20 protein-coding genes are annotated in these 25,635 nt (G+C 61.6%); 5 read left to right on the plus strand and 15 right to left on the minus strand.

Features of this window, described 5'->3' with window-relative positions; genetic code table 11:
• Positions 1–36: 36 nt before the first annotated feature.
• The 10 genes from ileS to ACQ4WR_RS16015 all read right to left on the minus strand — a co-directional run bounded on the left by ileS (position 37) and on the right by ACQ4WR_RS16015 (position 13,618).
• Positions 37–2,937, minus strand: a complete 2,901-nt coding sequence (ileS, locus tag ACQ4WR_RS15970) for an isoleucine--tRNA ligase (RefSeq protein WP_436488406.1) — start codon at positions 2,935–2,937, stop codon at positions 37–39.
• A gap of 85 nt (positions 2,938–3,022) precedes the next feature.
• Complete coding sequence (locus tag ACQ4WR_RS15975; RefSeq protein ID WP_436488408.1) at positions 3,023–3,994, minus strand: bifunctional riboflavin kinase/FAD synthetase; 972 nt, start codon at positions 3,992–3,994, stop codon at positions 3,023–3,025.
• 286 nt (positions 3,995–4,280) lie between these two features.
• On the minus strand, positions 4,281–5,492 hold the full coding sequence (locus tag ACQ4WR_RS15980; RefSeq protein WP_102294372.1) for a tetratricopeptide repeat protein: 1,212 nt from the start codon (positions 5,490–5,492) through the stop codon (positions 4,281–4,283).
• 78 nt (positions 5,493–5,570) lie between these two features.
• Complete coding sequence (locus tag ACQ4WR_RS15985; RefSeq protein WP_180979394.1) at positions 5,571–6,002, minus strand: ExbD/TolR family protein; 432 nt, start codon at positions 6,000–6,002, stop codon at positions 5,571–5,573.
• Positions 6,003–6,107: 105 nt separating this feature from the next.
• Complete coding sequence (locus ACQ4WR_RS15990; protein WP_102294371.1) at positions 6,108–6,536, minus strand: ExbD/TolR family protein; 429 nt, start codon at positions 6,534–6,536, stop codon at positions 6,108–6,110.
• Positions 6,537–6,541: 5 nt separating this feature from the next.
• Positions 6,542–7,474 carry a MotA/TolQ/ExbB proton channel family protein gene (locus ACQ4WR_RS15995; protein WP_219726814.1) on the minus strand — a complete coding sequence of 311 codons (933 nt, stop codon included), beginning with the start codon at positions 7,472–7,474 and terminating at the stop codon, positions 6,542–6,544.
• A gap of 86 nt (positions 7,475–7,560) precedes the next feature.
• The gene (locus ACQ4WR_RS16000; RefSeq protein ID WP_102294369.1) at positions 7,561–8,217 is read right to left on the minus strand and encodes an energy transducer TonB; all 657 of its coding nucleotides are present in this window, start codon (positions 8,215–8,217) and stop codon (positions 7,561–7,563) included.
• A gap of 539 nt (positions 8,218–8,756) precedes the next feature.
• The gene (locus tag ACQ4WR_RS16005; protein ID WP_436488758.1) at positions 8,757–10,358 is read right to left on the minus strand and encodes a SpoVR family protein; all 1,602 of its coding nucleotides are present in this window, start codon (positions 10,356–10,358) and stop codon (positions 8,757–8,759) included.
• The gene (locus tag ACQ4WR_RS16010; protein WP_102294367.1) at positions 10,358–11,626 is read right to left on the minus strand and encodes a YeaH/YhbH family protein; all 1,269 of its coding nucleotides are present in this window, start codon (positions 11,624–11,626) and stop codon (positions 10,358–10,360) included. The genes ACQ4WR_RS16005 and ACQ4WR_RS16010 overlap by 1 nt, the downstream gene beginning before the upstream one ends.
• 69 nt (positions 11,627–11,695) lie before the next feature.
• Complete coding sequence (locus tag ACQ4WR_RS16015) at positions 11,696–13,618, minus strand: PrkA family serine protein kinase (protein WP_102294366.1); 1,923 nt, start codon at positions 13,616–13,618, stop codon at positions 11,696–11,698.
• A 606-nt stretch (positions 13,619–14,224) separates the two neighbouring features.
• Between ACQ4WR_RS16015 and ACQ4WR_RS16020 the strand changes: the two genes are divergently transcribed.
• Positions 14,225–15,256, plus strand: coding sequence for an adenosine deaminase (locus ACQ4WR_RS16020; RefSeq protein ID WP_102294365.1), 1,032 nt, complete (start codon positions 14,225–14,227; stop codon positions 15,254–15,256).
• Positions 15,257–15,280: 24 nt separating this feature from the next.
• Entirely contained in the window at positions 15,281–17,812 is a 2,532-nt protein-coding gene (locus tag ACQ4WR_RS16025; RefSeq protein WP_436488412.1) for an ABC transporter permease, read from the plus strand.
• Here the strand turns inward: ACQ4WR_RS16025 and ACQ4WR_RS16030 are convergent.
• Together ACQ4WR_RS16030 and ACQ4WR_RS16035 are read right to left on the minus strand one after the other, a co-directional pair.
• Complete coding sequence (locus ACQ4WR_RS16030; protein ID WP_102292821.1) at positions 17,809–18,816, minus strand: response regulator; 1,008 nt, start codon at positions 18,814–18,816, stop codon at positions 17,809–17,811. The genes ACQ4WR_RS16025 and ACQ4WR_RS16030 overlap by 4 nt on opposite strands.
• Positions 18,817–18,827: 11 nt before the next feature.
• Positions 18,828–20,084, minus strand: coding sequence for a sensor histidine kinase (locus tag ACQ4WR_RS16035; RefSeq protein WP_436488415.1), 1,257 nt, complete (start codon positions 20,082–20,084; stop codon positions 18,828–18,830).
• Positions 20,085–20,281: 197 nt separating this feature from the next.
• Here ACQ4WR_RS16035 and cqsA point away from each other — a divergent pair, with 197 nt between their 5' ends.
• A complete protein-coding gene (gene cqsA, locus ACQ4WR_RS16040) occupies positions 20,282–21,529 on the plus strand; it encodes an alpha-hydroxyketone-type quorum-sensing autoinducer synthase (protein WP_102292823.1) in 1,248 nt (415 codons plus the stop codon).
• A 22-nt stretch (positions 21,530–21,551) separates the two neighbouring features.
• Here the strand turns inward: cqsA and ACQ4WR_RS16045 are convergent, their stop codons facing one another.
• The 3 genes from ACQ4WR_RS16045 to ACQ4WR_RS16055 all read right to left on the minus strand — a co-directional run bounded on the left by ACQ4WR_RS16045 (position 21,552) and on the right by ACQ4WR_RS16055 (position 23,723).
• Positions 21,552–22,001: a MarR family winged helix-turn-helix transcriptional regulator gene (locus ACQ4WR_RS16045; RefSeq protein WP_436488417.1), complete on the minus strand. Its 450-nt coding sequence runs from the start codon at positions 21,999–22,001 to the stop codon at positions 21,552–21,554.
• A 66-nt stretch (positions 22,002–22,067) separates the two neighbouring features.
• Positions 22,068–22,415, minus strand: coding sequence for a GIY-YIG nuclease family protein (locus tag ACQ4WR_RS16050; RefSeq protein WP_102299627.1), 348 nt, complete (start codon positions 22,413–22,415; stop codon positions 22,068–22,070).
• A 12-nt stretch (positions 22,416–22,427) separates the two neighbouring features.
• A complete protein-coding gene (locus ACQ4WR_RS16055) occupies positions 22,428–23,723 on the minus strand; it encodes an MFS transporter (protein ID WP_436488419.1) in 1,296 nt (431 codons plus the stop codon).
• Positions 23,724–23,839: 116 nt separating this feature from the next.
• Between ACQ4WR_RS16055 and ACQ4WR_RS16060 the strand changes: the two genes are divergently transcribed.
• Both ACQ4WR_RS16060 and ACQ4WR_RS16065 read left to right on the plus strand, forming a co-directional pair.
• Positions 23,840–24,235 (plus strand): group II truncated hemoglobin, encoded by a 396-nt coding sequence (locus tag ACQ4WR_RS16060; protein WP_034785429.1) that lies wholly within the window; start codon positions 23,840–23,842, stop codon positions 24,233–24,235.
• A gap of 4 nt (positions 24,236–24,239) precedes the next feature.
• Complete coding sequence (locus ACQ4WR_RS16065) at positions 24,240–25,631, plus strand: DNA recombination protein RmuC (RefSeq protein WP_102299264.1); 1,392 nt, start codon at positions 24,240–24,242, stop codon at positions 25,629–25,631.
• Positions 25,632–25,635 lie beyond the last annotated feature (4 nt).

Below are 25,635 nucleotides of genomic sequence, written 5' to 3' on the forward strand. Positions count from 1 at the left end.
AGCGGGGCGGGAGTCATCCGGCCCCGGCTTGCTGTTTTAGGCGAAGCGGCGAACTTCGCCCTTGCCAAACAGGTTGCTGACGCAGCGGCCGCACAGGGTAGCATGCGCGGCGTCCGTGCCCACGTCCGCACGGTAGTGCCAGCAGCGCTCGCACTTCGGTGCCGTCGATGCGGCCACGACCACCTCTTCGGCCGCTTCGTCGGCCACTTCAGCCACGGTTGCCTGCGAGGTGATGAAGACGAACTTCAGGTCGTCGCCCAGGGTCGTCAGCAGCTTGTACTTCATCGGCGCGGCCTTGATCGTCAGCTCCGCCTGCAGCGAGGAACCGATGGCGCCCGAGGTGCGCAAGTCTTCCAGCTGCTTCGTCACATCCGTGCGCACGGCGCGCAGGGCCGTGTATTTCTCCAGCAGGCCGGCGGCGTCCGCCACTTCCGGCAGCTGCCACCAGGTTTGCGTGAAGATGGTTTCGTCGCTGGCGGCATACGCTTCGCTTCCTGCGAAGACGGCCCACGCTTCTTCTGCCGTGAACGACAGGGCCGGGGCCATCAGGCGCAGCAGGCTTTGCGTGATGTGCCACAGGGCGGTCTGCGCCGAACGGCGCGCATGTGACGTCAGGCCCGAGGTGTACAGACGGTCCTTCAGGATGTCCAGGTAGAAGCCGCCCAGGTCTTCCGAGCAGTAGGTCTGCAGTTTTGAGACCACCGGGTGGAATTCGTAGCGCGCGTAGTTGTTCTCGATCTGCTGCTGCAGCGAGGCCATGTTGGCCAGCGCATAGCGGTCGATCTCGAACATGTCCGCCACCGGCACGGCATCCGTGGCCGGGTTGAAGTCCGACGTATTGGCCAGCAGGAAGCGCAGGGTGTTGCGGATGCGGCGGTACGATTCCGTCACGCGTTTCAGGATTTCGTCGGAGATCGACAGCTCGCCCGTGTAGTCGGTCGAGGCGATCCACAGGCGCAGGATGTCGGCGCCCAGGGTGTCGGAGATCTTTTGCGGCGCCAGGGTGTTGCCCAGCGACTTGGACATCTTCTTGCCTTCGCCATCGACCGTAAAGCCGTGCGTCAGCAGGGCTTTATATGGCGGACGGCCATTCAGCATCGACGACACCAGCAGGGAGGAGTGGAACCAGCCGCGATGCTGGTCCGAACCTTCCAGGTACAGGTCGGCCGGGAATTGCAGCTGCGTCGAGTGCGAACCGTGGCCCTGCGGGCCGCCCAGCACCGTCTGGTGCGTGGCGCCGGAATCGAACCACACGTCCAGGGTGTCCTTGTTCTTGGCGTAGATGGCCGCTTCGTCGCCGATCAGGTCTTTCAGATCCAGCGCCTGCCATGCCTCGATGCCGTCTTTTTCGATCAGCTTGGCCACTTGCTCCAGCAATTCCGGCGTGCGCGGATGCAGGTCGCCCGTTTCCTTGTGCACGATGAAGGCCATCGGCACGCCCCACTGGCGCTGACGCGACAGGGTCCAGTCGGGACGGTTGGCGATCATGCCGTGCAGGCGCGCCTGGCCCCAGTCCGGGAAGAACTCGGTGTCGGCGATGCCTTTCAATGCCGTCTCGCGCAGGGTCGCGCCGCCGTCTTTTGGCGTCACGTCCATGCCGGCGAACCACTGCGAGGTGGCGCGGTAGATGACGGGCTTTTTATGACGCCAGCAATGCATGTAGCTGTGGTCGAACATCTTGACTTCGAACAGGGCGCCCGCTTCTTTCAGGGCGGCGCAGATCGGCTTGGAAGCATCCCAGATGCTCATGCCGCCGAACAGGGGCAAGGTCGAAACGTAATTGCCGTCGCCCATGACGGGCTTGATGATGTCGTCGTCCTGCATGCCGTGCGCCTTGCACGAGATGAAGTCGTCCACGCCATACGCGGGCGCCGAGTGCACCACGCCCGTGCCGCTTTCGGCGGTCACGTAGTCGGCCAGGTACATCGGCGAGAGGCGGTCGTAGAAAGCGTCCGACGCGTGCAGCGGATGGCGGAAGCTGATGCCTTCCAGCGCGGCGCCGTCGCAGGTGGCGATCGTCGTGCCATCGAGCTTGAAGCGCGCCAGGCAGGATTCGACCAGGTCTTGCGCCAGGATCAGCAGCAAAGGCTGGCCGTCGCGCGTGGTTTCGACCAGCGCGTATTTCAATTCAGGATGGACGTTCAGCGCCTGGTTCGACGGGATGGTCCAAGGCGTGGTGGTCCAGATGACGACGAAGCCGTTTTCGGTCGGCAGTGTCGGCAGATTGAAGGCTTTGGCCAGCTTGTCGAATTCGGCGAACTTGAAGCCGACATCGATGGCCGGGTCGCGTTTGTTTTCGTATTCGATTTCAGCTTCCGCCAGCGCCGACTGGCAATCAAAACACCAGTTGACCGGTTTCAGACCACGGTAGACGTAGCCTTTTTCCAGCAGCTTGCCCAGCGCGCGCAGCTCGTCGGCTTCATTGCCGTGCGCCATGGTCAGGTAGGGGTTGTCCCATTCGCCCAGCACGCCCAGGCGGATAAAGTCCTTCTTCTGGCGCTCGACCTGCACGTTGGCGTAGGCGCGGGCTTTTTCCAGCACTTCGGCCGTCGGCAGGTTCTTGCCGTGCAGTTTTTCGATCTGGATCTCGATCGGCATGCCGTGGCAATCCCAGCCCGGTACATACGGCGCGTCAAAGCCGGCCAGCGAGCGCGATTTGACGACCATGTCCTTGAGGATCTTGTTGACGGCGTGGCCCAGGTGGATGTCGCCATTCGCATACGGCGGGCCGTCATGCAGGATGAATTTCGGACGGCCGGCGGCAGCCTTGCGCACGCGCTCGTAGATTTTCTTGTCTTGCCATTGCTGTACCCATTGCGGCTCGCGCTTGGCCATGTCGCCGCGCATCGGGAACGGGGTTTCCGTCATGTTGACCGGGTATTTGCTTTCTGGCTTCTTGTTCTGCTTGGGCGCGGCTGGCTTGTTTTGATCGGACATAGTCTTCTTTACTTGTATGGTGTAGATGTTTTGCAGCAGGTGTGTGGCGGCGGCGGGCGCCGCCAGGCGGCGGAGTTGGCCGGGGTCAAATTCGGTCGGTGGCGGTAATGGCGCTGCGGCGCTGCGCAAAATAGGCGCGTGCCTGGTTCGAGTCGCGTTCGATGGCGGCCGTCAGGGTGGGCAGATCATCGTATTTCTCTTCGTCGCGCAGCTTTTCCAGGAATTCCACGCGCACCAGCTTGCCGTAGCAGGACTGATTGAAGTCGAACAGATGCACTTCCAGCAAGACGCGGCCGCTGTCATCGACGGTGGGGCGCACGCCCAGGCTGGCCACGGCCGGCAGCGGTTGCGGGCCCAGGCCATGCACTTGCACGATGAAAATGCCGGACAGGGCGGGGCGGTGCGCCACGCGCAGGTTCAGGGTGGGGAAACCCAGGGTGCGGCCCAGTTTCTGGCCATGGATCACATGGCCGGAAATGGCGTAGGGATGGCCCAGCAGCTGCGTCGCCAGCGGGAAATCGCCGGCGGCCAGCGCCAGGCGCACGGCCGACGAGGAAATGCGCGTGCTGCCATTCATCACGGTCGGTAACGTTTCAACGTGAAAACCGTATTGGCGGCCCGCTTCCTGCAGCATGGCCACGTCGCCGGCGCGCCGGGCGCCATAGCAAAAGTCGTCGCCGACCATCAGCCACTTCACGTGCAAGCCGTCGACGAGGACTTTTTCCGTGAATTCCTGCGGCGTCAGGGCGGCGAACTGGGCGCTGAAGTGCTCGACGACGACACGGTCGATGCCGGCATCTTCCAGCGACTGCAGCTTGTCGCGCAGGTTGGCGATGCGTTGCGGGGCTTTCGACAGGTCGCCAGCGCGCTGCGCGAAGAATTCGCGCGGATGCGGTTCGAACGTCATCACGGCCGCCTCGATGCCGAGCTCGGTCGCTGCCTCGCGCACGCGCGCCAGCAAGGCCTGATGGCCGATGTGGACACCGTCAAAATTGCCGATGGTCAAAGCGCAAGGCGCGCGTGCCTGGGCATTGGGAAGTCCGCGGAATACCTTCATGGGAATCTGATGAAAAACTGTGCCAAAAGGGGGATTATACGGACTGTTTCAGGGATGCACAGCCGCAAGGGCGGCCTGAAGGGTAATTTCCCCCCTGAAATGGACAAAAAGCGTTGCCGGCAACTGAGCTGGCAACGCTTTTGGTATGGATTCAGTACACTCTCAACGTCGAACCCAAGCGTGGCGAGCGGCAGTGATTTGTGGCCGAGAAGCGCAACCGTACGCTGGTACGGCGAGCATCACAGGCCGCAAAGCGCGACGCGCGGTAGCTTGGGTGCGATGTCAATTACTTGTTCATCAACGTCCAGTAGCGTGCCAGGTCTGCCGCGCCATCCGTGCCTTTGACGGCTTTCAGCGCGGTGATGGCGTTGGATTTCTTGCCGGCGTGGATGTAGGCGATGCCCAGGTGCAGCTTGGCTTCTTCCGCGTACTTGGCGGTGCCCATTTTCACGGCGTCGTTCATCAGGGCCAGGCCCTTCTCGGTTTGGCCGTCATACACCAGGGCGAAGCCCAGCTTGCTCAAGCTGTCGGCGTCCTTGTTCTTGACGTATTCCGCTTCCGACTTGGCGGCGTTGGCCTTCAGGTCAGCCTGGGTTTTCAGGGCAAGGTCTTTCAGGCGCTGGTGGCGGGCCGCATCGGCGCCGGTACCCAGCACGCCTTTTTTGTAGCCTTGCTCGATGATGGCCAGTGCTTCGCCCGGATTGCCTGCCTGCAGGGCCAGCTGGCTGATTTCCATGTATTCGGAAGGCTTGGTGAACAGGCCGTTGGCCAGGCGCAGGCGTTGCACGTCCAGGCCCAGGCGTTGCGAGAAGCCAGGCTTGCCCGATACGCGGTTCAGCAGGTCAGCCCAGTAGCTGGTCTTTGGATAGCTGGCGGCCAGTTTTTCCAGGGTGGCGACGTAGCCAGCCTTGTCGTTCTGCTTCAACTGGATGTTGGCCAGCATTTGCAGGCTCGCTTCCGAGTTGCCGCCGCGTGCCTGCAGCTCTTTTGCCGCTTCGGCGTAGTTGCCGCTGACGTAGTAGGTCTGGATCAGCAGTTCGCGCATCTGTGGATCTTCGCGGTCTTTCAGCGAGCGTTTGATCCAGGTGATGGTGTTAGGCCAGTCCTTGGCGCGGTAGTACATGCCGGCCAGGGCTTGCGTGAATTTCGGGGCTTCGGCGGCGCTCAGGCGGCCGGAGTTGATGACGGCTTCGAAGGCCTTGATGGCGGTACCGTTGTCGCCGGCGGCGGCAGCGGCCGAAGCGCGTACGCGTTCGATCTGGTAGCTTTCAAAGGCGGTCTTGCCGCCCACGCTGTCTGCTTCGCGCAGTTTGGCCAGCGCTTCCTTGTTTTTGCCGCTGCTAGCGAGTTTTTGTGCTTCTTGCAGTGGCTTGCCGACTTCGGCGCGCACGGTGTCGGCGGCATATGCCAGCGAGCCCAGGCCGATTACAGGAGTTGCTGCGGTAAAACCGATAGCGGCCATGACGAGGCCGAGATGAGCGAGACGAAACTTGGACATGAGAAAGTCTTTCAGTAAAAAGCGAATAGGCAGGAAGTCCTGCCTATTCGGATGTAAAGATAACCTGATTGCTACAGCTTACTGGAATTGCTCGTTGCCGACCAGACCGATTTTGGTCACGCCCAGACGCTGCGCCGACGCCATGACACCGGCGACGACTTTGTATTCCACCAGCTTGTTAGGACGCAGATGCACTTCTGGCTGGTCTGCTTGCGCAGCAACATTGCTCAGTTTGGCTTCCAGCGTATTACGATCAGGTACGACCTGATTGTCCCACAAGATAGTGCCATCAAAATCGACATCGATCGTGACGACCACTGGTTCGGTTGTCGGTGGCGGCGGGGTGCCGACCGGCATGTTCAGGTTCACCGAGTGGTTTTGCTTAGGAATCGTGATGATCAACATGATAATCAGCACCAGCATCACGTCGATGAGGGGCGTCATGTTCAGTTCCATCATTGGTTCCGGATCCGCGCCTGGAGCGCTTCCCGAACCGACATTCATACTCATAGTGTTTCCTTTAAGAAGTCCAACGAAGCACCGGGCGAAACTGCCGCCCGGCAAGCTTCCTTCAGTGGCGCCCCTGTGTTGCCGGGACGCCGCTGTCAGTCGCTATCAGCCCTTGTCAGGTGGTTCGGTGATGAAGCCGACCTTCTGGATCCCGGCACGTTGGGTCGTGTAAATAACCCGGCCGATCGATTCGTAGCGTGTTTCTTGGTCGCCACGAACGTGTACTTCCGGCTGCGGTACTTTCACTGCTTCAACTTTAAGATAATCGAACAGCTCGTTCGTGTCTTTCAGTCTGGTCTGGCCCAGGTAAATCTCGCCATCCTTGTTAACAACGATGTTAACGTTTTGCGGCTTGGTTTGAAGGGCTTGATTGGCCTCAATCGGCAGATCGATTTTCTGCAGCTTAAGGACAACCGGACTCGTGATCAAGAAAATGATCAGCAAAACCAACATGATGTCGACAAGCGGCGTCGTGTTGATTTCTGACATTACCTGATCTTGTTCTCCGCTGTCGGAGCCGACGGACATCGACATGATTCTTATCCGATCTTTTTAGCGCCGGCAGCACGGCCAGCTTCGCTGGTGGACATTACGCCGGAAACCAGGACCGAGTGAACGTCGGCGCTGAACGAGCGGATGTCTTCCATTGCGGTTTTGTTACGACGAACCAACCAGTTGTAACCCAGAACGGCAGGAACAGCGACCAGCAGACCGAAAGCGGTCATGATCAGTGCTTCACCAACTGGACCTGCAACTTTGTCGATCGATGCGTTACCGGTCATGCCGATAGCGGTCAGTGCGTTGTAAATACCCCAAACGGTACCGAACAGACCGATAAACGGTGCGGTCGAACCAACGGTTGCCAGGAAGGACAGGCCATCTTGCAGACGCGATTGAACTTTGTCCGAAGCGCGCTGGATCGACATCGTCACCCAGGTCGACAGATCGATTTGTTCCAGCAGGGCGCCGTCATGGTGAGCCGTTGCCTTGGTGCCCGATTCAGCGATGAAGCGGAATGGCGAACCTTCTTCCAGGGTTGCCGAACCAGCAGCGATCGAAGGAGCTTTCCAGAATTTGGCAGCTGCTTCTTTAGCTTGCTTGAAGATCTTCATTTGATCGATCAGCTTGGTGATGATGATGTACCAGGTACCGATCGACATGATGACCATGATGATCAGGGTAGCGCGTGGCACGAAGCCGCCGTCCCATACTGCTTGCAGGCCGAACGGGTTGTGGACTTCTTCGGTTTTGGCTGGAGCTGCTGCGTCAGCGGCTGGAGCGGCTGCGTCTGCTGCTGGGGCTGCTGCGTCAGCAACTGGTGCTGGTGCTGCTGCAGCGTCTGCCGCTGGAGCCGTAGCTGCTGCCGATGCTGGCGCGTCAGCGAATGCCGGAGCTGCTACCAGAGCGGTAGTAGCGGTAACGGACAACAGAACCGCGGCAAAAAATGCGGACAAACGGGTATTCTTAAACATGCTTCCTCCAAAATTAAAAATAACAGATCGCTGAACGTAATGACAACGAAATCATAGTGTGAGACAGGGGATAACTGCCTCGGGTTTTAATCCAGCGACCAAACGTATTGCATTTGCTGCCAGCCTTGTTCCGGCTTGCCGTCGACTGTTGCCGGCTTAAATGTACAGCGGCTGATACCTTGCACCGCAGCTCTGTCCAGGTCTCTGAAGCCGCTGGACTTCACGATCTTCGAATCAGCGACCTTGCCGTCCACACCGATCAGGAACGACAGTGTCACGACACCGGTTTCCTCGTTGCGCTGCGACGACTTTGGATAAGTCGGCTTTTCGCAGACGCTGAAGTCAACCACGGCCGGTGTGCGCACCGATTTGGCTGGTCCAGGAGTTGGCGCAGGCTGTGCAGGCGGTGCTGGCGGTGCCAATACATTCGTGGCTGGCTTCACAGCAGTCGTATTTGCAATCACGTTCTGTTGTGGTGGCGGCTGCTGCACGTTCACCTCGACTGGCGGAATGAATGGCGGCGGTGGTGCCTTCATTTCTGGCGGCGGTGGTGGCGGTGGAAGATCCTTCGGTGGAGGCGGTTTGACTTCCTCGATAATCTTGGTTTCAACCGGTTCCATCATTTTGGTGACCAACCGCTTGCCCAAGCCCGTCACGATCCCGTAAGCCGCGAGAACGTGCAGCAGGACAACGATAGTGATGCCTGTGTAGTTCTTGGGACTTTTCTCGTTCGAAAAATTCATGCCTGCTTTCTCCAAATACCATCTCTTGTCTTGCAACTGAACCCCAAAATGACGACACAAAGCTCCAGCCGTATCCGGGACGTCGCCGAATTATACATACGAATTCTTTATTTTACACAGATTTTTAACGCCTAAAACCGGTTAAATTTTTGGCGCTTTTGCGCCCTGAAAACGTACTTGCTTATGTCATCTTTGCACGCTTTCGGACAGAAAAAAAGGCGGTCTTATCGGTTTTTTACAGCTGTTTTGGACGACTACTGCTAAGTTCTCCGATGTGCCGATATGGCGGAATTATATTTCGTGATATTCAATATGGAAACTGCTAAATTTGGAGAAAAATCTTTCTTTTTGGAAATATTTTAGGTCTGAACCAGACCACTTAGCCTGGCGCGCGCACCAAACAGGTGCGGGAAGGACTTTGCACAGGTCAAAAAAAGCGGCCCCGGAGCCATCTCCGAGGCCGTATGGCCATACTGAATTCCTATGTAGCCATAGGCAACGCTTATATTCTTGCTATTGATTATTATCAATAAACCTATTTATGGCCGGACAGCTGGGTCATCGCGGCGGTTCCGTTTTTCCCTCCGGCAATTTAATGTCCCCAGGACGAGCCCCTGCGGGTCGACCGTATCGAGATGCACATCGAAGCCCCACAGGCGCGCCACGTGTTTGATCACTTCCGCCGCCTGCTGGTTCAATGGCCGGCGCTGGAATTGCGTATGGCGCAAGGTCAGGGCACGGTCGTCGCGCGTATTGACGGACCATACCTGGATATTCGGTTCGCGGTTGCCCAGGTTGTACTGTTCCGCCAGCTGCTGGCGCACATAGCGGTAGCCGGCGTCGTCATGAATGGCCGAAATGGCCAGTTTTTCATTTTTATCATCGTCGAGGACGGCAAAGAAATGGAATTCACGGATCAGGCGCGGCGACAGGTATTGGGCGATGAAGCTTTCATCCTTGAAATTGCGCATGGCAAAGTCCAGGCTCTTGCGCCAGTCGCTGCCGGCCATGTCGGGAAACCAAACGCGGTCTTCGTCCGTCGGGTGCTCGCAGATGCGGCGGATATCGCTCATCATGGCAAAACCCAGCGCATACGGATTGATGCCGCTGTAATAAGGACTGTCGATGGGCGGCTGGTAGACCACGTTGGTATGGCTTTTCAAAAATTCCATCATGAAGCCGTCGCCCACCACGCCTTCATCGTAGAGCTGGTTCAGGATGGTGTAGTGCCAGAAGGTGGCCCAGCCCTCGTTCATGACCTGGGTTTGCCGCTGCGGATAGAAATACTGTGAAATCTTGCGCACGATGCGCACCATCTCGCGCTGCCACGGTTCCAGCAGCGGCGCGTACTTTTCGATGAAGTACAGCAGGTTTTCCTCGGGTTCCGGCGGAAAGCGGGGGATGGCCTTGCGCTGGTCTTCCTCTTCCTCGTCCTCGTCGCGGCGGGGCAGGGTGCGCCACAGCTGGTTGATCTGCGACTGCACGTATTCTTCGCGTTCTTTCTGGCGCGCATATTCCTTGGCCATGGACAGCTTGGCCGGGCGCTTGTAGCGGTCCACGCCATAGTTCTGGATGGCGTGGCAGGAGTCGAGCAGCAATTCCACGGCATCGACGCCGTGGCGCTGCTCACATTCTGCAATATAGTTCTTGGCAAACACCATATAGTCGATGATGGCGTCCGCATCCGTCCAGGCGCGGAACAGATAATTGCCCTTGAAGAAGGAATTGTGGCCATACGCCGCATGCGCGATCACCAGCGACTGCATGGTCAGGCTGTTTTCTTCCATTAAATAGGCGATGCACGGGTTCGAGTTGATGACGATCTCGTAGGCCAGGCCCATCTGGCCCCGCTTGTAGCTTTTCTCGGTGGACAGGAAATGCTTGCCGAACGACCAATGGTTATACGAGACGGGCATGCCCACCGACGTGTAGGCATCCATCATCTGCTCGGCCGTGATGATTTCCAGCTGGTTCGGATAGGTGTCGAGGCCAAACTGTTTCGCCACCCGGCGGATTTCCTCGTGGATTTGTTCGATCAGCTCGAACGTCCATTCCGACTGCTCGGGCAGGGCGTTCGGGTGGCGCAGGCGCACGAACGGCTCGCCCGGGGTGCTGCTGGCGCGGTCAAAGGCTGCACTCATCATTTCACCTGTTTCTTGAACAGTTCGCGGAAGACCGGATAGATATCGGCCGGCGTGACGATCTTTTGCATGGCGAAATGGGCGTGATGGTCGAGCACGCCCGCATATTGCTCCCACAGGTTTTGCTGCGGGCCATCGGTGATCTCGACATACGTGTAGTACTGCACCTTGGGCATGATGGTATTGATCAAGAGCTGGCGGCACAGCACGGAATCGTTGTCCCAGTTGTCGCCGTCCGACGCCTGCGCCACGTAGCTGTTCCACTGGCCGGCGCCGTAGCGCTCGTCGATGATGGTGTTGAGCAGATGCAGGGCCGACGACACGACGGTGCCGCCCGATTCGCGCGAATTGAAGAATTCATGCTCGTCCACTTCGGCCGCCGCCGTATGGTGGCGGATGAACACCACCTCGATCTTGTCGTAGGCGCGCTTGAGGAACAGGTATAACAGGATGAAAAAGCGCTTGGCCGTATCCTTGCGCGACTCGTCCATGGAACCGGAAACGTCCATGATGCAGAACATCACGGCTTGCGTCATGGGCTTGGGTACCTTGATGCGGTTGCTGTAGCGCAAGTCGAACGGGTCGATGAAGGGGATGGCCAGCAAGCGCGTGTGCAGGTGGTGGATCAGGCGCCGCAGCTCCTGCACTTGCGGATCGCTGTCGGGCAAGCCTTGGTGCAGCAGGGTGGCCAGTTCGTCTTCCGCCTGCGCCAGCTGCTTGCGGGCGCCGCCGCCGACGGCGATGCGCCGGCCCAGCGCGCCGCGCAGCGAACGCAGCACGTGGATGTTCGATGGCGTGCCCGACATATTGTAGCCGGCGCGCTGGTTCTTGAATTCCGTCGTGGCCGTCAGCTGGGTTTTCACCATGTGCGGCAATTCCAGGTCCTCGAAGAAATAATTCATGAATTCTTCGCGCGACAATTCAAAGATGAAATCGTCTTCCGTCGTCTCGTCGCTGTTGCCCGCCTTGCCCCGTCCGCCGCCAGCGCCGCCTTTCGGCCGCGCGATCTGGTCGCCCTTCAGGTATTCCTTGTTGCCGGGATTGACCACTTCCCAGACGCCGCCATGCGCGTGGCCGAACGCCGGTTCGCCCACGTCCTTGACGGGGATGCTGACCTTTTCGCCATTCTCGACGTCCGTGATCGAGCGCCCCTTGATGGCGCGCCCCACGGCATCCTTGATCTGGCCCTTGTAGCGCCGCAGGAAACGCTCGCGGTTGACGGCGGATTTATTCTTGCTCTGCAAGCGCCTGTCGATGAGGTATGTCAAAGGGTGCCTCCTTGCTTCTCGTCTTGCGCGCTCCGTCCGTTGCCGGGCGGGAGCGCGCCCGCTGTCGCGCTAGGATGACTTGCGTACGCGCAAGTACCACTCGCATAACAGGCGTACCTGCTTGGCCGTGTAGCCTTTTTCCACCATGCGGGCCACGAAGTCGGCGTGCTTGTTGGCATCGTCGGCGCTGGCCTTGGCATTGAACGATATCACCGGCAGCAATTCCTCCGTATTCGAGAACATTTTCTTCTCGATCACCGTGCGGAACTTTTCATAACTGGTCCAGGCGGGATTCTTGCCGCCGTTGGACGCCCGCGCGCGCAGTCCGAAGTTGACGATTTCATTGCGGAAATCCTTCGGATTGGAAATCCCCGCCGGTTTCTCGATCTTTTCCAGTTCGTTGTTCAACGATTCGCGGTCGAAACTCTCGCCCGTGTCCGGATCGCGGTATTCCTGGTCCTGTATCCAGAAGTCGGCGAACGTCACATAGCGGTCGAAGATGTTCTGGCCATATTCCGAATAGCTTTCCAGGTAGGCCGTCTGGATCTCCTTGCCGATGAATTCCACGTAGCGCTGCGCCAGGTGTTCTTTTATATAGGAGAAGTAGCGCTGCTCGAGTTCCGGCGCGAACTGCTCGCGCTCGACCTGCTGCTCCAGTACATATAATAAGTGCACGGGATTGGCGGCCACTTCGGAATTATCAAAGTTGAACACTTTGGAGAGGATCTTGAAGGCGAAGCGCGTCGACAGCCCGTTCATGCCTTCGTCGACGCCCGCGTAGTCCACGTATTCGTGCATGGACTTGGCTTTCGGGTCCGTGTCCTTGAGGTTTTCGCCATCGTAGACCAGCATCTTGGAAAAGATGCTGGAGTTTTCCGGGTCTTTCAGGCGCGACAGGATGGCGAACTGCGCCATCATGCGCAGGGTACCCGGGGCGCACGGGGCTTTTTCCAGCGAGGAATTGGCCACCAGCTTGTCGTAGATCTTGATTTCATCGGACACGCGCAGGCAGTACGGCACCTTGACTATATAGATACGGTCAAGGAAGGCCTCGTTGTTGCGGTTGTTCTTGAAGGTCTTCCATTCCGATTCGTTCGAGTGGGCCAGGATGATGCCGTCAAACGGAATCGCGCCGAAGCCTTCCGTGCCCTTGTAGTTGCCTTCCTGCGTGGCCGTCAGCAGCGGGTGCAGCACCTTGATCGGCGCCTTGAACATTTCGACGAATTCCATCAAGCCCTGGTTGGCCAGGCACAGGCCGCCCGAATAGCTGTAGGCGTCCGGATCGTCCTGCGCATAGTCTTCCAACTTGCGGATGTCGACCTTGCCCACCAGGGACGAAATATCCTGGTTGTTCTCGTCGCCCGGCTCCGTCTTCGAGATGGCGATCTGTTTCAGCACGGAAGGGTAGCGCTTGACGACGCGGAACTGGTTGATATCGCCATTGTATTCGTGCAGGCGTTTCACGGCCCACGGGCTGGGGATGTTGCGCAGGTAGCGGCGCGGGATGCCGTAATCCTCTTCCAGGATGGTGCCATCCTCTTCCTCGTTGAACAGGCCCAGTGGCGACTCGTTGACGGGCGAGCCTTTCAGGCAATAGAAGGGCACGTGTTCCATCAGCGACTTGAGTTTTTCCGCGATCGACGACTTGCCGCCGCCGACAGGTCCCAGCAAGTACAGGATCTGCTTGCGTTCTTCCAGGCCTTGCGCCGCGTGGCGGAAATACGAGACGACCTGCTCGATGACTTCCTCGGTGCCGTAGAACTCGCGGAAGGCGGGATAGATCTTGATGACCTTGTTGGCGAAGATGCGCGACAGGCGCGTGTCGTTGCGCGTGTCGACCAGCTGCGGCTCGCCGATGGCGGCCAGCATGCGTTCGGGCGCGCTGGCATACGTCAGCTTGTCCTTCTTGCACAGGGCCAGGTATTCGGTGAGCGACATTTCCTCTTCGCGGGTGCGCTCGTAGCGTGCTGCATAGTTGTCAAAAATGGTCATGTCGAATGTCCTTTAATGTAAAACTAAACTGCCAGTCACCATGGCCGCCCGCCTGGCACTTGCCTGGGCTTGCCGCTTGAACTTTTCCTGTACCCCGTATCGATTTTTATTGTTGTTTCAAGCCCGGCTGTCTTTGCGAGTCCGGATTGCCCGAACCAAAAAACTGGCGCTTGATGCCGTGTGCTGACGTGGCCAGCCGGCTTTTTTTTCATGTGCTGATAGCGCTTGATGCACCTACCCTTACCCCATGAAATTAATTATTGCTCTAAAGGATCAGGAAGTCAAAAGATATGTCGTAATATCCTTAATACATGTGTGTAAATGATTGATTTTATTGGATAAATCGTCAAAATTTTCAGCGTTTAAGATGAACTTTTTAGCGCCTCTTGAATCATCATACGACAATTCGCCAGCATGTGCCGGTGCCGCCCCGATGGCCGCCGCCACGGCCTTGCCACAAGCTCGACGCTGGCCCTGCGCCGGTGAGCCTGGCCATCTTGCGCTAAGATGCCCGCATGTTTGATGGCAGCCGCCATGGCGCGTCACTGCGCGCCGCCCTGGCGTGTGCATGCCAGCATTTTTATCGACACCCTATAAGGAACACCCATGATGAACCCCCAATTGCGCGCGATCGTCCGCGGCATGCCGAAAGCCGAACTGCATATCCATATTGAAGGCTCGCTGGAACCCGAACTGATTTTCGCACTGGCCAAGCGCAATGGCGTGCCTCTGGGCTATGAATCGGTGGAACACTTGCGCAGCGCCTATGCTTTCACGGATTTGCAATCTTTTCTCGACATTTATTACGCTGGCGCAAGCGTGCTCCTGAAAGAGCAGGATTTCTATGACATGACGCAGGCCTACCTGCAGCGCGCCGAGGCGGACAATGTCTTGCACACGGAAATTTTCTTCGACCCGCAAACGCACACGGCGCGCGGCGTGGCGATGGCCGATGTGATCAACGGCATTTACCGCGCCTGCCAGGACAGCCCCGTCAGCGCGGCCCTGATCCTGTGCTTCCTGCGCCACCTGAGCGAGGAAGAAGCGTTCGAGACCCTGGAAGACGCGCTGCCGCACCGCGACAAGTTCATCGGCATCGGCCTCGATTCGTCGGAAGTGGGCAACCCGCCCGAAAAATTCTCGCGCGTGTTTGCCCGTTGCCGCGAACTGGGACTGCATCTGGTGGCCCACGCGGGCGAGGAAGGCCCGCCGGCCTACATCCGCACGGCGCTCGACGACTTGCAGGTCGAACGCATCGACCATGGCGTGCGCTGCCTGGAAGACGCGGACCTGACGGCCCGTCTGGCGCGCGAACAGATCGCCCTGACCGTCTGCCCGCTGTCGAATACCAAGCTGCGCGTGTTTGACCAGATGCATGACCATAACTTGGTGCAATTGCTCGACGCCGGCCTGCTGGTGACGGTGAACTCGGACGACCCCGCGTATTTCGGCGGCTACATGAACGACAACTTCGACGCCATCTTCGATTCCCTGCCACTGGGCCTGGCGCATGCGCAGCGCCTGGCGCGCAACGGTTTCATCGCCGCCTTCTTGCCGCAGGCGCGCAAGGATGCCTTCCTCGCCACCGTCGATGCGTATTTCGCGCAGCACGCCGCCGCCCACGGCGCCACGCACTAATCTTTTCATAAAGACCCGCCGCCCATGTTCCGCCTCTCCCTGAAAATGACCGGCCGCGACTGGCGCGCCGGGCAACTGCGTTTCCTGCTCGTCGCGCTGATCGTGGCCGTGGCGGCCCTGTCGGCCGTGGGCTTCTTTGTCGACCGCCTGCGCGCAGCCCTGAACCGCGACGCGCACCAGTTGCTGGGCGCCGACCTCGTCATCAGCGCCGACCAGCCCGTCAATCCGGCCTGGCGCGCCGAGGCCGTCAAGCGCGGTTTCATGCTGGCCGACACGGTGACGTTTCCCAGCATGGCGCAGGCGGGCGAGGGCGAGCAGTCGACCTCGCAGCTGGCGTCCATCAAGGCCGTCTCGCCCGGCTACCCGCAGCGGGGCAAGCTGAAAATCACCACGCATGCGAGCGAGGCGCAGGATGCCGTGGGCCGGCCGACAGACCAGGTGCCGGCGCCGGGCACCGTGTGGGTCGATGCGGCCATCCTGTCCAGCCTGAACGCGAAGCTGGGCGACAGCTTGAAACTGGGCGACAAGGCATTTACCGTCACGCAGCTGATCGCCAGCGAGCCGGACCGTGGCGCCTCGTTCCTGAATTTCGCCCCGCGCGTGATGCTGCCGCTGGGCGACCTGGCCGCCACGGCGCTGGTGCAGAATGGCTCGCGCGTGTCCTACCGCTTGCTGCTGTCGGCGCCGCCGGCCAAGGCGGGCGAAATTGCGCAATATCAAGCCTGGCTGGAAAGCCAGATCAAGACGCAGGCCATCAAGGGCGTGCGCATCGAATCGCTGGAATCGGGCAGCCCGCAGATGCAATCGACCCTGGACCGCGCCGACCGTTTCCTGTCGCTCGTCGGCCTGCTGTCGGCCATGCTGGCCGCTGTCGCCGTGGCGATGGCGGCGCGCCGCTTCATGCTGCGCCACCTGGACGCCTGCGCCATGCTGCGCTGCCTGGGCCTGACGCAAAACCAGGTCACGGCCATGTACGTGATCGAATTTTTACTCGTCGGCCTGGCCGGCAGCGTGGTTGGCGTGATGGTGGGCTTCGGCGGCCACCTGGTGCTGCTGGAGCTGCTGGGCAAGCTGGTGCAAAGCGACTTGCCGCCCGTCTCGATGCTGCCCGCGCTGCAGGGCGTGGCCACCGGCATGCTGCTCTTGCTGGGCTTTGCCCTGCCGCCGATTTTGCAGCTGCGCAATGTCCCGCATAACCGCGTGATCCGCCGCGAACAGGAACCGCCGCAGGCGCTGGCCGTGGCGACCTACGGCCTGGGCATCGCCGCCTTCGTCGTGCTGCTGCTGTGGCAGGCGGGCGACGTGAAACTGGCGCTGATGACGGCGGCCGGCTTCCTCGGCGGCTTTGCCCTGTTCGGCCTGGCCGGCTGGCTGGGCATCAAGTCGCTGAAGACCTTGCGCGGCGCCTTCAATCACCAGGGCTGGCGCTTTGCCGTCACGTCCCTGCAGCGCCGTCCGGGCGCCACCGTCATCCAGGTGGTGTCGCTGGCCCTGGGCCTGATGGCCTTGCTGCTGCTGACCGTCGTGCGCGGCGACCTGATGGTGGCCTGGCGCAACGCCACGCCGCCCGATGCGCCGAACCGCTTCATGATCAATATCCTGCCAGAACAAAAAGACCCGATCGCCGCGCGCCTGGCCAAAGCCGGCGTGGCCAACGCGCCCCTGTATCCGATGATACGCGGGCGCCTGGTGGCGGTGAATGGCAACGCCATCACGGAGACTACCTACGAGGACGACCGCGCCAAGGGCCTGGCCGACCGCGAGTTCAATCTGTCGACGATGGCCACCATGCAGGAAGAAAACAAGCTGGTGGCCGGCAAGTGGTTCGGCAATGCGCCGGGCGCGCCAGCCGAGGCATCGGTGGAAGAGGGCATCGCCAAGACCCTGAAACTCAAGCTGGGCGACAAGCTGCGCTTCGATATCGCCGGCCAGAGCGTGGAAGCGGCCATTACCAGCTTGCGCAAGCTGGAATGGGGCTCGATGCGCGTCAATTTCTTTGTCATCATCAATCCGGCCGCCATGGCCGATACGCCGCAGACGTGGATCACGGCATTTCATTTGCCGCCGGCGCAGGTGGACCTGGGCAATGCCTTGCTGCGCGAGTATCCGAACCTGACGGTGGTCGACGTGGGCGGCGTGCTGAAACAGATCCAGGGCGTGCTGGACCAGGTGGTGACGGCCGTCGAATTCCTGTTTGCGTTCACTTTGGCCTCGGGCTTGCTGGTGCTGTATGCGGCCCTGATGGGCTCGCAGGACGAGCGCACGCGCGAAGCGGGCCTGCTGCGCGCCCTGGGCGCCACGCGGCGCCAGCTGGCGCAGGCGCAGCTGATCGAGTTCTCGCTCGTTGGCGCGCTGGCCGGCTTGCTGGCGGCGACGGGGGCGGCGGCCATGGGCTGGGCCCTGGCCACGTACCAGTTCAAGTTCGCCTGGAGTTTCGCGCCCGGCGTGTGGGCCTTTGGCTTGCTGGCCGGCGCCCTGTGCGCGATCGCCGGTGGCTGGCTGGGCTTGCGCAATGTGCTGAAACATCCTCCGCTGCAGACCTTGCGCGAAGGCTAAACCTGAACGCTGTCGCCCGCCTGCGCGCGTAAAAACTGCGCGTAGGACATGACCGGCTGCCCCAGCTGGTGCGGCGGCACGTCGAACAGGGCCCAGAAATACGTGATGCGGCCCTGGCACACCGTTGGCGCGGCGCAATAGCGGAACCAGTTTTCGCCGATGTGCGCCGCATACATGCCATCGCTGTCGGCATCGGAAAAGTAGGGAATCACGCGCATTTCCAGCAGGGCATGCAGCAGGGATTCGGGTGCGTCGCTGTCGCGCGCCATTTCGTACTGCGTATGCAGGCTGCGTTCCGTCTCGACGATCATCAGCCGGGCCTGGCCCTCGCGCGTGAAGAACAGGATGCCGCTGGGATTGGGGAAAATGTAGAACTCGACAAAGCCGTGGCGCTGGCACAGTTCATGGACGACGGCGGCCAGCGCTTCGTCTTGCAGGAAACTGTAGTCGTGCAGCAGCAGCAGGTCGCGCACGGTGTCGGTTTTCTGCAGGAAAAATTCACGCTGCAGGCTGATGATTTCCTGCTCCAGGATATCGAGCGCATCGTCATCGCTCTTCTTGATATAGCGGTCGATCAAGCCCCGGTTGAAGGCCGTCACGGCCATCTTTTCATCGGCCGCCCCCGTAAATAAAATCTTCTTGCAAGGCAAGTCGCGGACGGCCTGGCAAAACTCCAGCCCATTCATCTGCGGCATCGAATAATCGACCACCAGCACGGATGGCACGGCGAAGCGCTGCGCCTGCGCGCTGATGCGCCAGATGCGTTCGATGTCGATGGCGACATTGCAATCGTTGGGCGCCATGTTTTGCAGGTCGAAATTCACGTGCAGGGGCATGGCTTCGCGCTGGCCCGCCTGCTGCAGCCAGCGCAGGGCCGTGCTGGTGTCATGAAAGGTCTTGCGCGCCAGCGCGGGGTCGAGCTGGAACGCCATGCTTTTCAGGAAGGAATCGCTGTCATCGATCAGCACGGTGAGGGTCGGATGGGTGTAGACGGGCAGTTGCATGCGTCACCTTGCTAGGAAGTGGGTTGGAAGCGGGCAGGCACGGGCTGGGGGAATTCCAGGATGAAAATCGCATACGCATGCTCGCGCGAGACGCAGCGGATGCGCGCCTGCCAGGCGTGGGCGATTTGCCGGCACAGGGCCAGGCCGATGCCGCTGCCGTTGTGCACCGGATACGAATAAAAGCGCTCGAAGATCAGCGGCAGGCGGTTCGGCGCGATGCCGCAGCCCGTGTCGATGAACAGCAGCCTGGGCACCGGACGGGCGCCGTCGATGATGATGCGCACGCGGCCCTTGCCGGCCCGCTGCACGGCTTTCAGTGCATTTCTCAGCAAATTGAGCAGGATCACCACGCACAGCTCGTCCTGTCCCGCGAACTGGAAGTCGGCGCGCACGTCCACCGTGACGCTGGCGCGCTGCTTGTTGCCGGTAAACGGATAGCGCTTGAGCACGGAATGCACCATGGCCAGCATCGACAGCGCCTGGCGCGGTTCCAGGTTGCGGTTGACGGCGCTGGCGCTCAGCAGGAACAGATCGATCATGTGCTGCATGTGGCGTACCTCGAACTGGATGCGCGACAGCGCTTCCTCGATGGGCGGCATGGCCCCGGTATCGCCGGCCAGCTGCGGCATCAAGCGGCGCATGCCGCGCACGTTCGCTTCCACGCTGGTGAGCGGGGTGCGCAGTTCGTGTGCCACGGAACCGAGCCCGGCCGCCAGGCCCGCCAGGCGTTCCCGTTCCAGCACCTTGCCGCCCACCTTCACGACGGAGAGCGCGGCGATGGTGAACCAGTGCACGGGCAGTTGCTGCAGCACTTCGCGCCGCAGCAGGAAGCCGCCTTCCCCTTGCAGGATGACGGCCACGCAGGCGGCACTGGTGCCGATCAGGTAGGCGCGGCAAGCGAGCTTCGTCTCAAAATGGAACAGCACCACCAGGCCGATCAGCAGCGATTCGCTCCAGATGGACGATGCATGGTTCATCACAAACATGAAGGTAAAGAAAAACGGCAGGATGTAGCTGAGCGCGAACAGCAGGTAGCGCGACAGCCAGCGGGCCGAGAAGCGGCGCGCGAACAGGCCGGCCACGCAGATGCCCACGCCCGTCAGGCGCAAGGTCAGGTTTTCATATGCCTGGGGAAAAAAGAATTGCCACAGCAAGTAGTACAGCGGCATCGCCACGGTGCCCACGGCGGCCAGCATGGCGACCCGGCTGGCCAGGTTTGCATGCGGCACTCTTTCATGCAGCAGCGTATGGACCAGCGTCTGGCGCACGCGTTGCCGCCAGTGTGTCCATCGTCCTTGCCATTGCTGCGTCATGACTCTGCCTTGATGCTCTCCAGAACGTCATCATCGCGTAATTTTTCCTGGTTGAACGGCTAACTGGCCTGAGCTTGATATACGTCAATGGACGGGTTCGCAACACGGTCAAGGCTTTAATTTGCAACAAACATTTCCCTAGGATAAATCACATGACCATTGCCAACACCCTTCAAACCCCATCCTTTGTCCGCGCCGAACACTGCCTGCCCGACTACATCGCGCGGCGCATGGATGCGCATCACGTCACGCGCATCGAACAGTTACTCGGTGGACAGCACCCGCATGCCTGGCAGCCCACACCGGCGCACGCCATTTTTTTGGCGGGCAACGACTACCTGTCCATCGCCGCCGAGCCTGCCCTGGTGGCGGCCCAGGTGGCATCGCTGCAGGCGAACGCGGGCGGCATGCTGATGTCGGCCGTGTATTTGCAGGAAGGCAGCGAGCAGCACCGGCTGGAAAGCCGGCTGGCCCGCTACATGGGCTGCGAGGATGGCATCCTGGCGCAGTCGGGCATGGCGGCCAATGTGGGACTGCTCCAGTGCATCGCCGGCCCCGGCATTCCCGTCTACCTCGATATGCAGGCCCATGCGTCACTGTGGGAGGGCGTGCTGTCGGCCCAGGCCCAGGCCGTGCCCTTCTTGCACAACGACATGGCGCACTTGCGGCGGCAGGTGGCCAGGCATGGCCGCGGGGTGATCGTCGTCGATGCCCTGTACAGCACCAACGGCAGTCTGGCGCCGCTGCTGGAACTGCTGGAGATCGCCGAGCGCAGCGATTGCGTGGTGGTGGTCGACGAGTCGCATTCGCTGGGCACGCATGGTCCGCAAGGCGCGGGTCTGGTGGAAGAGTGGGGCCTGGGCCACCGCGTGCATTTCCGCACGGCGTCGCTGGCCAAGGCGTTCGCGGGGCGGGCCGGCTTCATCAGCTGCTCCAGCCGCTTCAAGGGATATTTCTTGTCCGAATCGCGCCCCGCCATCTTCAGTTCCTGCCTGCTGGCGCATGAGCTGGCCTGGCTGGGCGCGGCACTCGACTTCATCATGGCCGCCGATGGGCGCCGCGCCGCCTTGCGGCGGCACACGCTGCAGGTGCGCGAAGGCTTGCGCGAGCTGGGCTACAACGTCAGCGATGGCACGGAGCAGATCGTGGCGCTGGAGGCGGGCGGCGAACCGGCCACCCTGGCCCTGCGCCAGGCGCTGGAGCGGCAGGGCATTTATGGCGCCATGTTTTGCGCCCCGGCGACGGCGAAAAACCGCGCGCTGGTGCGCCTGACCCTGAATGCGGCGCTCGACGAGGCGGCTATCGCCAGGGTGCTGGCCGGCTGCGCCGCCATCCGCGCCGAGGCGGGCGTGGAGCACTGGCAGTCGACGCGGCGTTTGCGCAAGCTGGCGCTGGTGTAAGGCCGGCGGTGCGCAGGCTGGCTCAGTTGGCCAGCTTGCCGAGAGTGGCGGACAGCGCCGTCAATGCGTCCGCCGGCGCGTCCTGCAGCAGCTCGCGGCCCACCGCGTGCGCCGTGGCGCTGGCATGGTGCAGCAGTTCCTGGCCGGCGGCGGTCAGCACGGCATAGCCGACGCGGGCGTCGCGCGTATCGGCCTGGCGCGCCACCAGGCCGATTTTTTCCAGCGGCATCAGCGAACGCGTGACGCCGGATGCTGTCAGCGCCAGGCGCTCGGCCAGGTCGATGCGGCGCAGGCGCGCACCGGGCGCACGCTGCAACTGGTACAGCAATTGATAGTCGCTGAAGCTCAGGCCGTGCAGATTGCCCAGGGCGCTGTCGAAGCGGCGCACCATCAGCGCCTGGGCGCGCGCCAGGCGCAGGCAAAAGTCCAGCGCGCCATCGCCATCGGGCGAAAGGGAAGTGTGATCGGTCATGCCATCCTTGTTATTCACGGTATTGACTGCGAAGTGCTTGAGTGCGCAAGTGTAAGGCACCTTGGCTCAGTATAGCGGCTGACCTTGTTCCAGCCACTGCGCGCGGTGCAGGGCCAGCAGGCCGGCCAGTTCGGCATCCGCATCGAAGGCCGGGTCGTCGGGCAGCTTGAGCGTATCGATGACTTCGCAGCGAAAAGCGGCCGCGCCATCGCGCCGCCAGTCCGCCTGCAGCGCGGCATTGCGGTGCTTGCCCAGGTTCAGCTCGAAGCGGTGGCGATTCAGCATGCCTGGCGCGTTGCGGCTGCTGTCAAGCAAGGCGCGCCCGCTGGGCAAGTGGCGCAGGGCGATGATGCCCAGCGGCGGCGGCTGTTGCCGATAAGCAGCTTTCAGGGCTGCTTGCTGTGTTTTATCCATGGTGGAACTTCCTCAAGGTTGAATGACGCAATCGGCTTCTCCGATGCGGGGGATGCCGGTCAGCAGGGCGGCGGCCACGGCGGCGGCCAGCAGCAGGGCGCCGCCGCCGCAGAACAGCTCGCCCACGCTGGCGTGGCGCAGCAGCGCGCCCGTGGCCGCCGCCGACAGTGGAGCCAGGCCCAGGAAGATGCCCATGAATAGCGCCATCGCCCGGCCCAGCATGGCGGGCGTCACGCGTCGCTGTATCCACGTAAAGATGGCCACCTGCAAGTAGCCGCCCAGCAGCCCCGTCAAGGCCAGCAGGGCCGCGCCTTGCCAGGCCGCGCTGATTTGTCCCAGCGCCATCAGCAGCACGGCCACGGCAGCATCGACGGCCAGCAGGGTGGCGCCGAAATGCCGGCGCAGCCAGGCGCCGCCCAGGCCGGAGCACAGCATGCCGGCCAAGGTGCCGGCGCCATGCGCGCCCATCAGCAGGCCCAGCGCCGCAGCGCCCTGCAGGCGCTCGCTGGCCAGCACGGGCAAGGCCACTTGCAGCGGACCCATGACGAAGAAGGCCACCAGCGCCCAGTAGGCATAACAGCTGCGCAGGGGAACGTCGCGCCACACCATGGCCAGGCCCGCCGCCATCTCGCGCCACATGCCTTGTGCCGCAGCGGCGGCCAGCGGCCGCAAGGCCACCTGGCGCAAGGTCCAGGCCGAGAAGACAAACGTCAGCGCATCGATGGCGAAGGCGGCGGCCAGGGCCGTCATGGCGGTTTGTCGGGCGCCATCGTGAGCGCCGAGCACGAGCGCCGCCAGCAGGGGGCCGGCCAGCAAGGACAACTGGCGCGCGCCCATCTGCAAGCCATTGGCTTTCTGCAGCGATGATGCCGGCACGGCTTGCGGCAGGATGGCCGTGCCGGCCGGAATGGCGAAGGCGGACGCGATGCCCAGCGCCAGCGCGGCCGCATAGGCCAGCGCCAGGCTGGCCTGGTCCAGCCACAGCAGTGCCGCCAGTAGGAACAGGATGGCGGCCTGTGCATATTTACTCAGCAGCATCACGCGGCGGGCCGAGTAGCGGTCGGCGATAGTGCCGCCCAGCAAAATCAGCACGGCGCGCGGGGCGCCCATCAGGGCCACGGCGATCCCCAGGCTGAGGCTATCGCCCGTCAGGCTCAGCACGAGCCAGGGCAGGGCCAGCATGCTGAACTGGTCGCCCAGCATGGAAACGAGGCCGCCGCCCAGCAGCCAGCGGAAGTTGGTATTGCGCAGCAAATGCGTGTCTGGCGTGGAGGGCATGCTCGTCTCGTCCGTGGTTAAAAATTGCATGGTAGTTGATTAAAGCTTGAGTGGTCAAGCATATTGCCAATCAATATGGCAATGACCCTGTGGCAATCAGCGCTGGCGCTGGATGGGGCGCCGGCGCTTGCGCTATCATGGCGGCCATGACTGATACCACTGCCCCTACCCTGTACGAGACCATCGGCGGCGCCCCCGTGCTGCGTGAAATGGTCGACCGTTTTTACGACTTGATGGAACTGGAAGCCGAGTTCGCCGGCATCCGCGTCATGCATCCGCCCTCGACGGACGGCTCGCGCGACAAGCTGTATTTCTTCCTCACGGGCTGGATGGGCGGCCCCGATTTGTATATCGAGAAATTCGGCCACCCGCGCCTGCGCGCGCGCCACTTGCCGTATGCCATCGGCACCAGCGAGCGCGACCAGTGGCTGCGCGCCATGGCCTGGGCCATGGAAGACACGGGCATCGAAGAGTCCCTGCGCGTGCGGCTGATGGAATCGTTCTATCAGACGGCCGACTGGATGCGCAACAAACCGGACTGATCCCATGAGCCCAATCGAGTTTTACAGCCTGCTGGGCGCCGCCATCGTCGCCATCATCCTGCTGCTATTGATCTTGCTGCGTCCGCGTGGCGCCGCCGGTGATGGCGCCACCACCCTGGCGCTGGTGCAGCAGCACCAGCAGCAAAGCCTGGAACGCATCGACCGGGTCGAGCGCGAAGTGCGGCTGCAATTGCAGGCGTCGGCGCAAGCCACGCGCCAGGACCTGGCCACCAGCCTGGCGCAATTCCAGGCGGCCACCCTGCAGCAGCTCGACAGCCTGCGCACGCAGATGCAGGCCCAGGGAAAAGTCGGGCGCGAAGAGCAGGCGCAAAGCCTGGCGCGCTTTGCCGACAGCACGAATCACACTTTGGCGCAGCTGACGGAGTCGAATGCGCAGCGCATGCTGGAAGTGCGCGCCACCCTGGAAAACAAGATCCGCGACTTGCAGGCAGACAACGGCGCGCGCCTGGAAGAAATGCGCAAGACGGTCGACGAGAAGCTGCATGCGACACTCGAGACGCGGCTCTCCGCCTCGTTCCAGCAAGTGTCGGAACGGCTGGAAAAAGTCCACCAGGGCCTGGGCGAGATGCAGCAGCTGGCGTTGGGCGTGGGCGACTTGAAGCGGGTACTCACCAACGTCAAGACGCGCGGCACCTGGGGCGAGGTACAGCTGGAAATGCTGCTGGAGCAGGTACTTACTGTCGACCAGTACGCGAAGAATGTGGAAACCATCGCCGGCAGCGGCGCGCGCGTGGAATTCGCCCTCAAGCTGCCTGGCCTGCTGGATGGCGGGCCGCCCGTGTGGATGCCGATCGACGCGAAGTTCCCCAAGGAACAATACGAGCGCCTGGTCGAGGCGGCCGAACGTGCCGATGCCGAGGGCGTGGCCCTGGCCGGGCGCGAGCTGGAACGGGCCGTGCGGGGCGAGGCGAAAACCATCGCCGAAAAATACCTGGCACCGCCGCACACCACCGACTTCGCCATCCTCTTCCTGCCCACCGAAGGCTTGTATGCGGAAGTGATGCGCCGCCCGGGACTGGCCGATGAATTGCAGCGCCTGCACCGGGTCAGCATCGCCGGACCGTCCACCCTGACGGCCTTGCTCAACAGCTTGCAGATGGGTTTCCGTACCCTGGCGCTGGAAAAGCGCTCATCGGAAGTGTGGCAAGTGCTGGGCGCCGTCAAGACGGAGTTCGGCAAGTTTGGCGACGTACTGTCGCAAACGAAGCTGACCCTGGAAAAGGCGGCGAAAAATATCGAAAACGCGGAAGTGCGCAGCCGGCAAATGGCGCGCAAGCTGAAATCCGTGGAAGCCTTGCCGGGCGAGGCGGCCGCCCTGCTGTTGGGCAAGGCGGACGAGGCAGGAACCGGCGACGCTGCCGGCGACGCCGAGTAAGGCG

Origin of the sequence: Janthinobacterium amylolyticum (assembly GCF_051380655.1) — a bacterium.
In the GTDB taxonomy this organism is placed as follows: Bacteria; Pseudomonadota; Gammaproteobacteria; order Burkholderiales; family Burkholderiaceae_D; genus Janthinobacterium.

Coding starts and splice junctions, on each gene's coding strand:
- ACQ4WR_RS16000 (WP_102294369.1), bottom strand. CDS start 8,217: ATGAATTTTTCGAACGAGAAAAGTCCCAAGAACTACACAGGCATCACT.
- ACQ4WR_RS16030 (WP_102292821.1), bottom strand. CDS start 18,816: ATGCAACTGCCCGTCTACACCCATCCGACCCTCACCGTGCTGATCGAT.
- ACQ4WR_RS16015 (WP_102294366.1), bottom strand. CDS start 13,618: ATGACCATTTTTGACAACTATGCAGCACGCTACGAGCGCACCCGCGAA.
- ACQ4WR_RS15990 (WP_102294371.1), bottom strand. CDS start 6,536: ATGTCGATGTCCGTCGGCTCCGACAGCGGAGAACAAGATCAGGTAATG.
- ACQ4WR_RS15995 (WP_219726814.1), bottom strand. CDS start 7,474: ATGTTTAAGAATACCCGTTTGTCCGCATTTTTTGCCGCGGTTCTGTTG.
- ACQ4WR_RS16060 (WP_034785429.1), top strand. CDS start 23,840: ATGACTGATACCACTGCCCCTACCCTGTACGAGACCATCGGCGGCGCC.
- ACQ4WR_RS16045 (WP_436488417.1), bottom strand. CDS start 22,001: ATGACCGATCACACTTCCCTTTCGCCCGATGGCGATGGCGCGCTGGAC.
- ACQ4WR_RS16050 (WP_102299627.1), bottom strand. CDS start 22,415: ATGGATAAAACACAGCAAGCAGCCCTGAAAGCTGCTTATCGGCAACAG.
- ileS (WP_436488406.1), bottom strand. CDS start 2,937: ATGTCCGATCAAAACAAGCCAGCCGCGCCCAAGCAGAACAAGAAGCCA.
- ACQ4WR_RS15975 (WP_436488408.1), bottom strand. CDS start 3,994: ATGAAGGTATTCCGCGGACTTCCCAATGCCCAGGCACGCGCGCCTTGC.
- ACQ4WR_RS16065 (WP_102299264.1), top strand. CDS start 24,240: ATGAGCCCAATCGAGTTTTACAGCCTGCTGGGCGCCGCCATCGTCGCC.
- cqsA (WP_102292823.1), top strand. CDS start 20,282: ATGACCATTGCCAACACCCTTCAAACCCCATCCTTTGTCCGCGCCGAA.
- ACQ4WR_RS15980 (WP_102294372.1), bottom strand. CDS start 5,492: ATGTCCAAGTTTCGTCTCGCTCATCTCGGCCTCGTCATGGCCGCTATC.
- ACQ4WR_RS16005 (WP_436488758.1), bottom strand. CDS start 10,358: ATGAGTGCAGCCTTTGACCGCGCCAGCAGCACCCCGGGCGAGCCGTTC.
- ACQ4WR_RS16025 (WP_436488412.1), top strand. CDS start 15,281: ATGTTCCGCCTCTCCCTGAAAATGACCGGCCGCGACTGGCGCGCCGGG.
- ACQ4WR_RS15985 (WP_180979394.1), bottom strand. CDS start 6,002: ATGAGTATGAATGTCGGTTCGGGAAGCGCTCCAGGCGCGGATCCGGAA.
- ACQ4WR_RS16055 (WP_436488419.1), bottom strand. CDS start 23,723: ATGCAATTTTTAACCACGGACGAGACGAGCATGCCCTCCACGCCAGAC.
- ACQ4WR_RS16020 (WP_102294365.1), top strand. CDS start 14,225: ATGATGAACCCCCAATTGCGCGCGATCGTCCGCGGCATGCCGAAAGCC.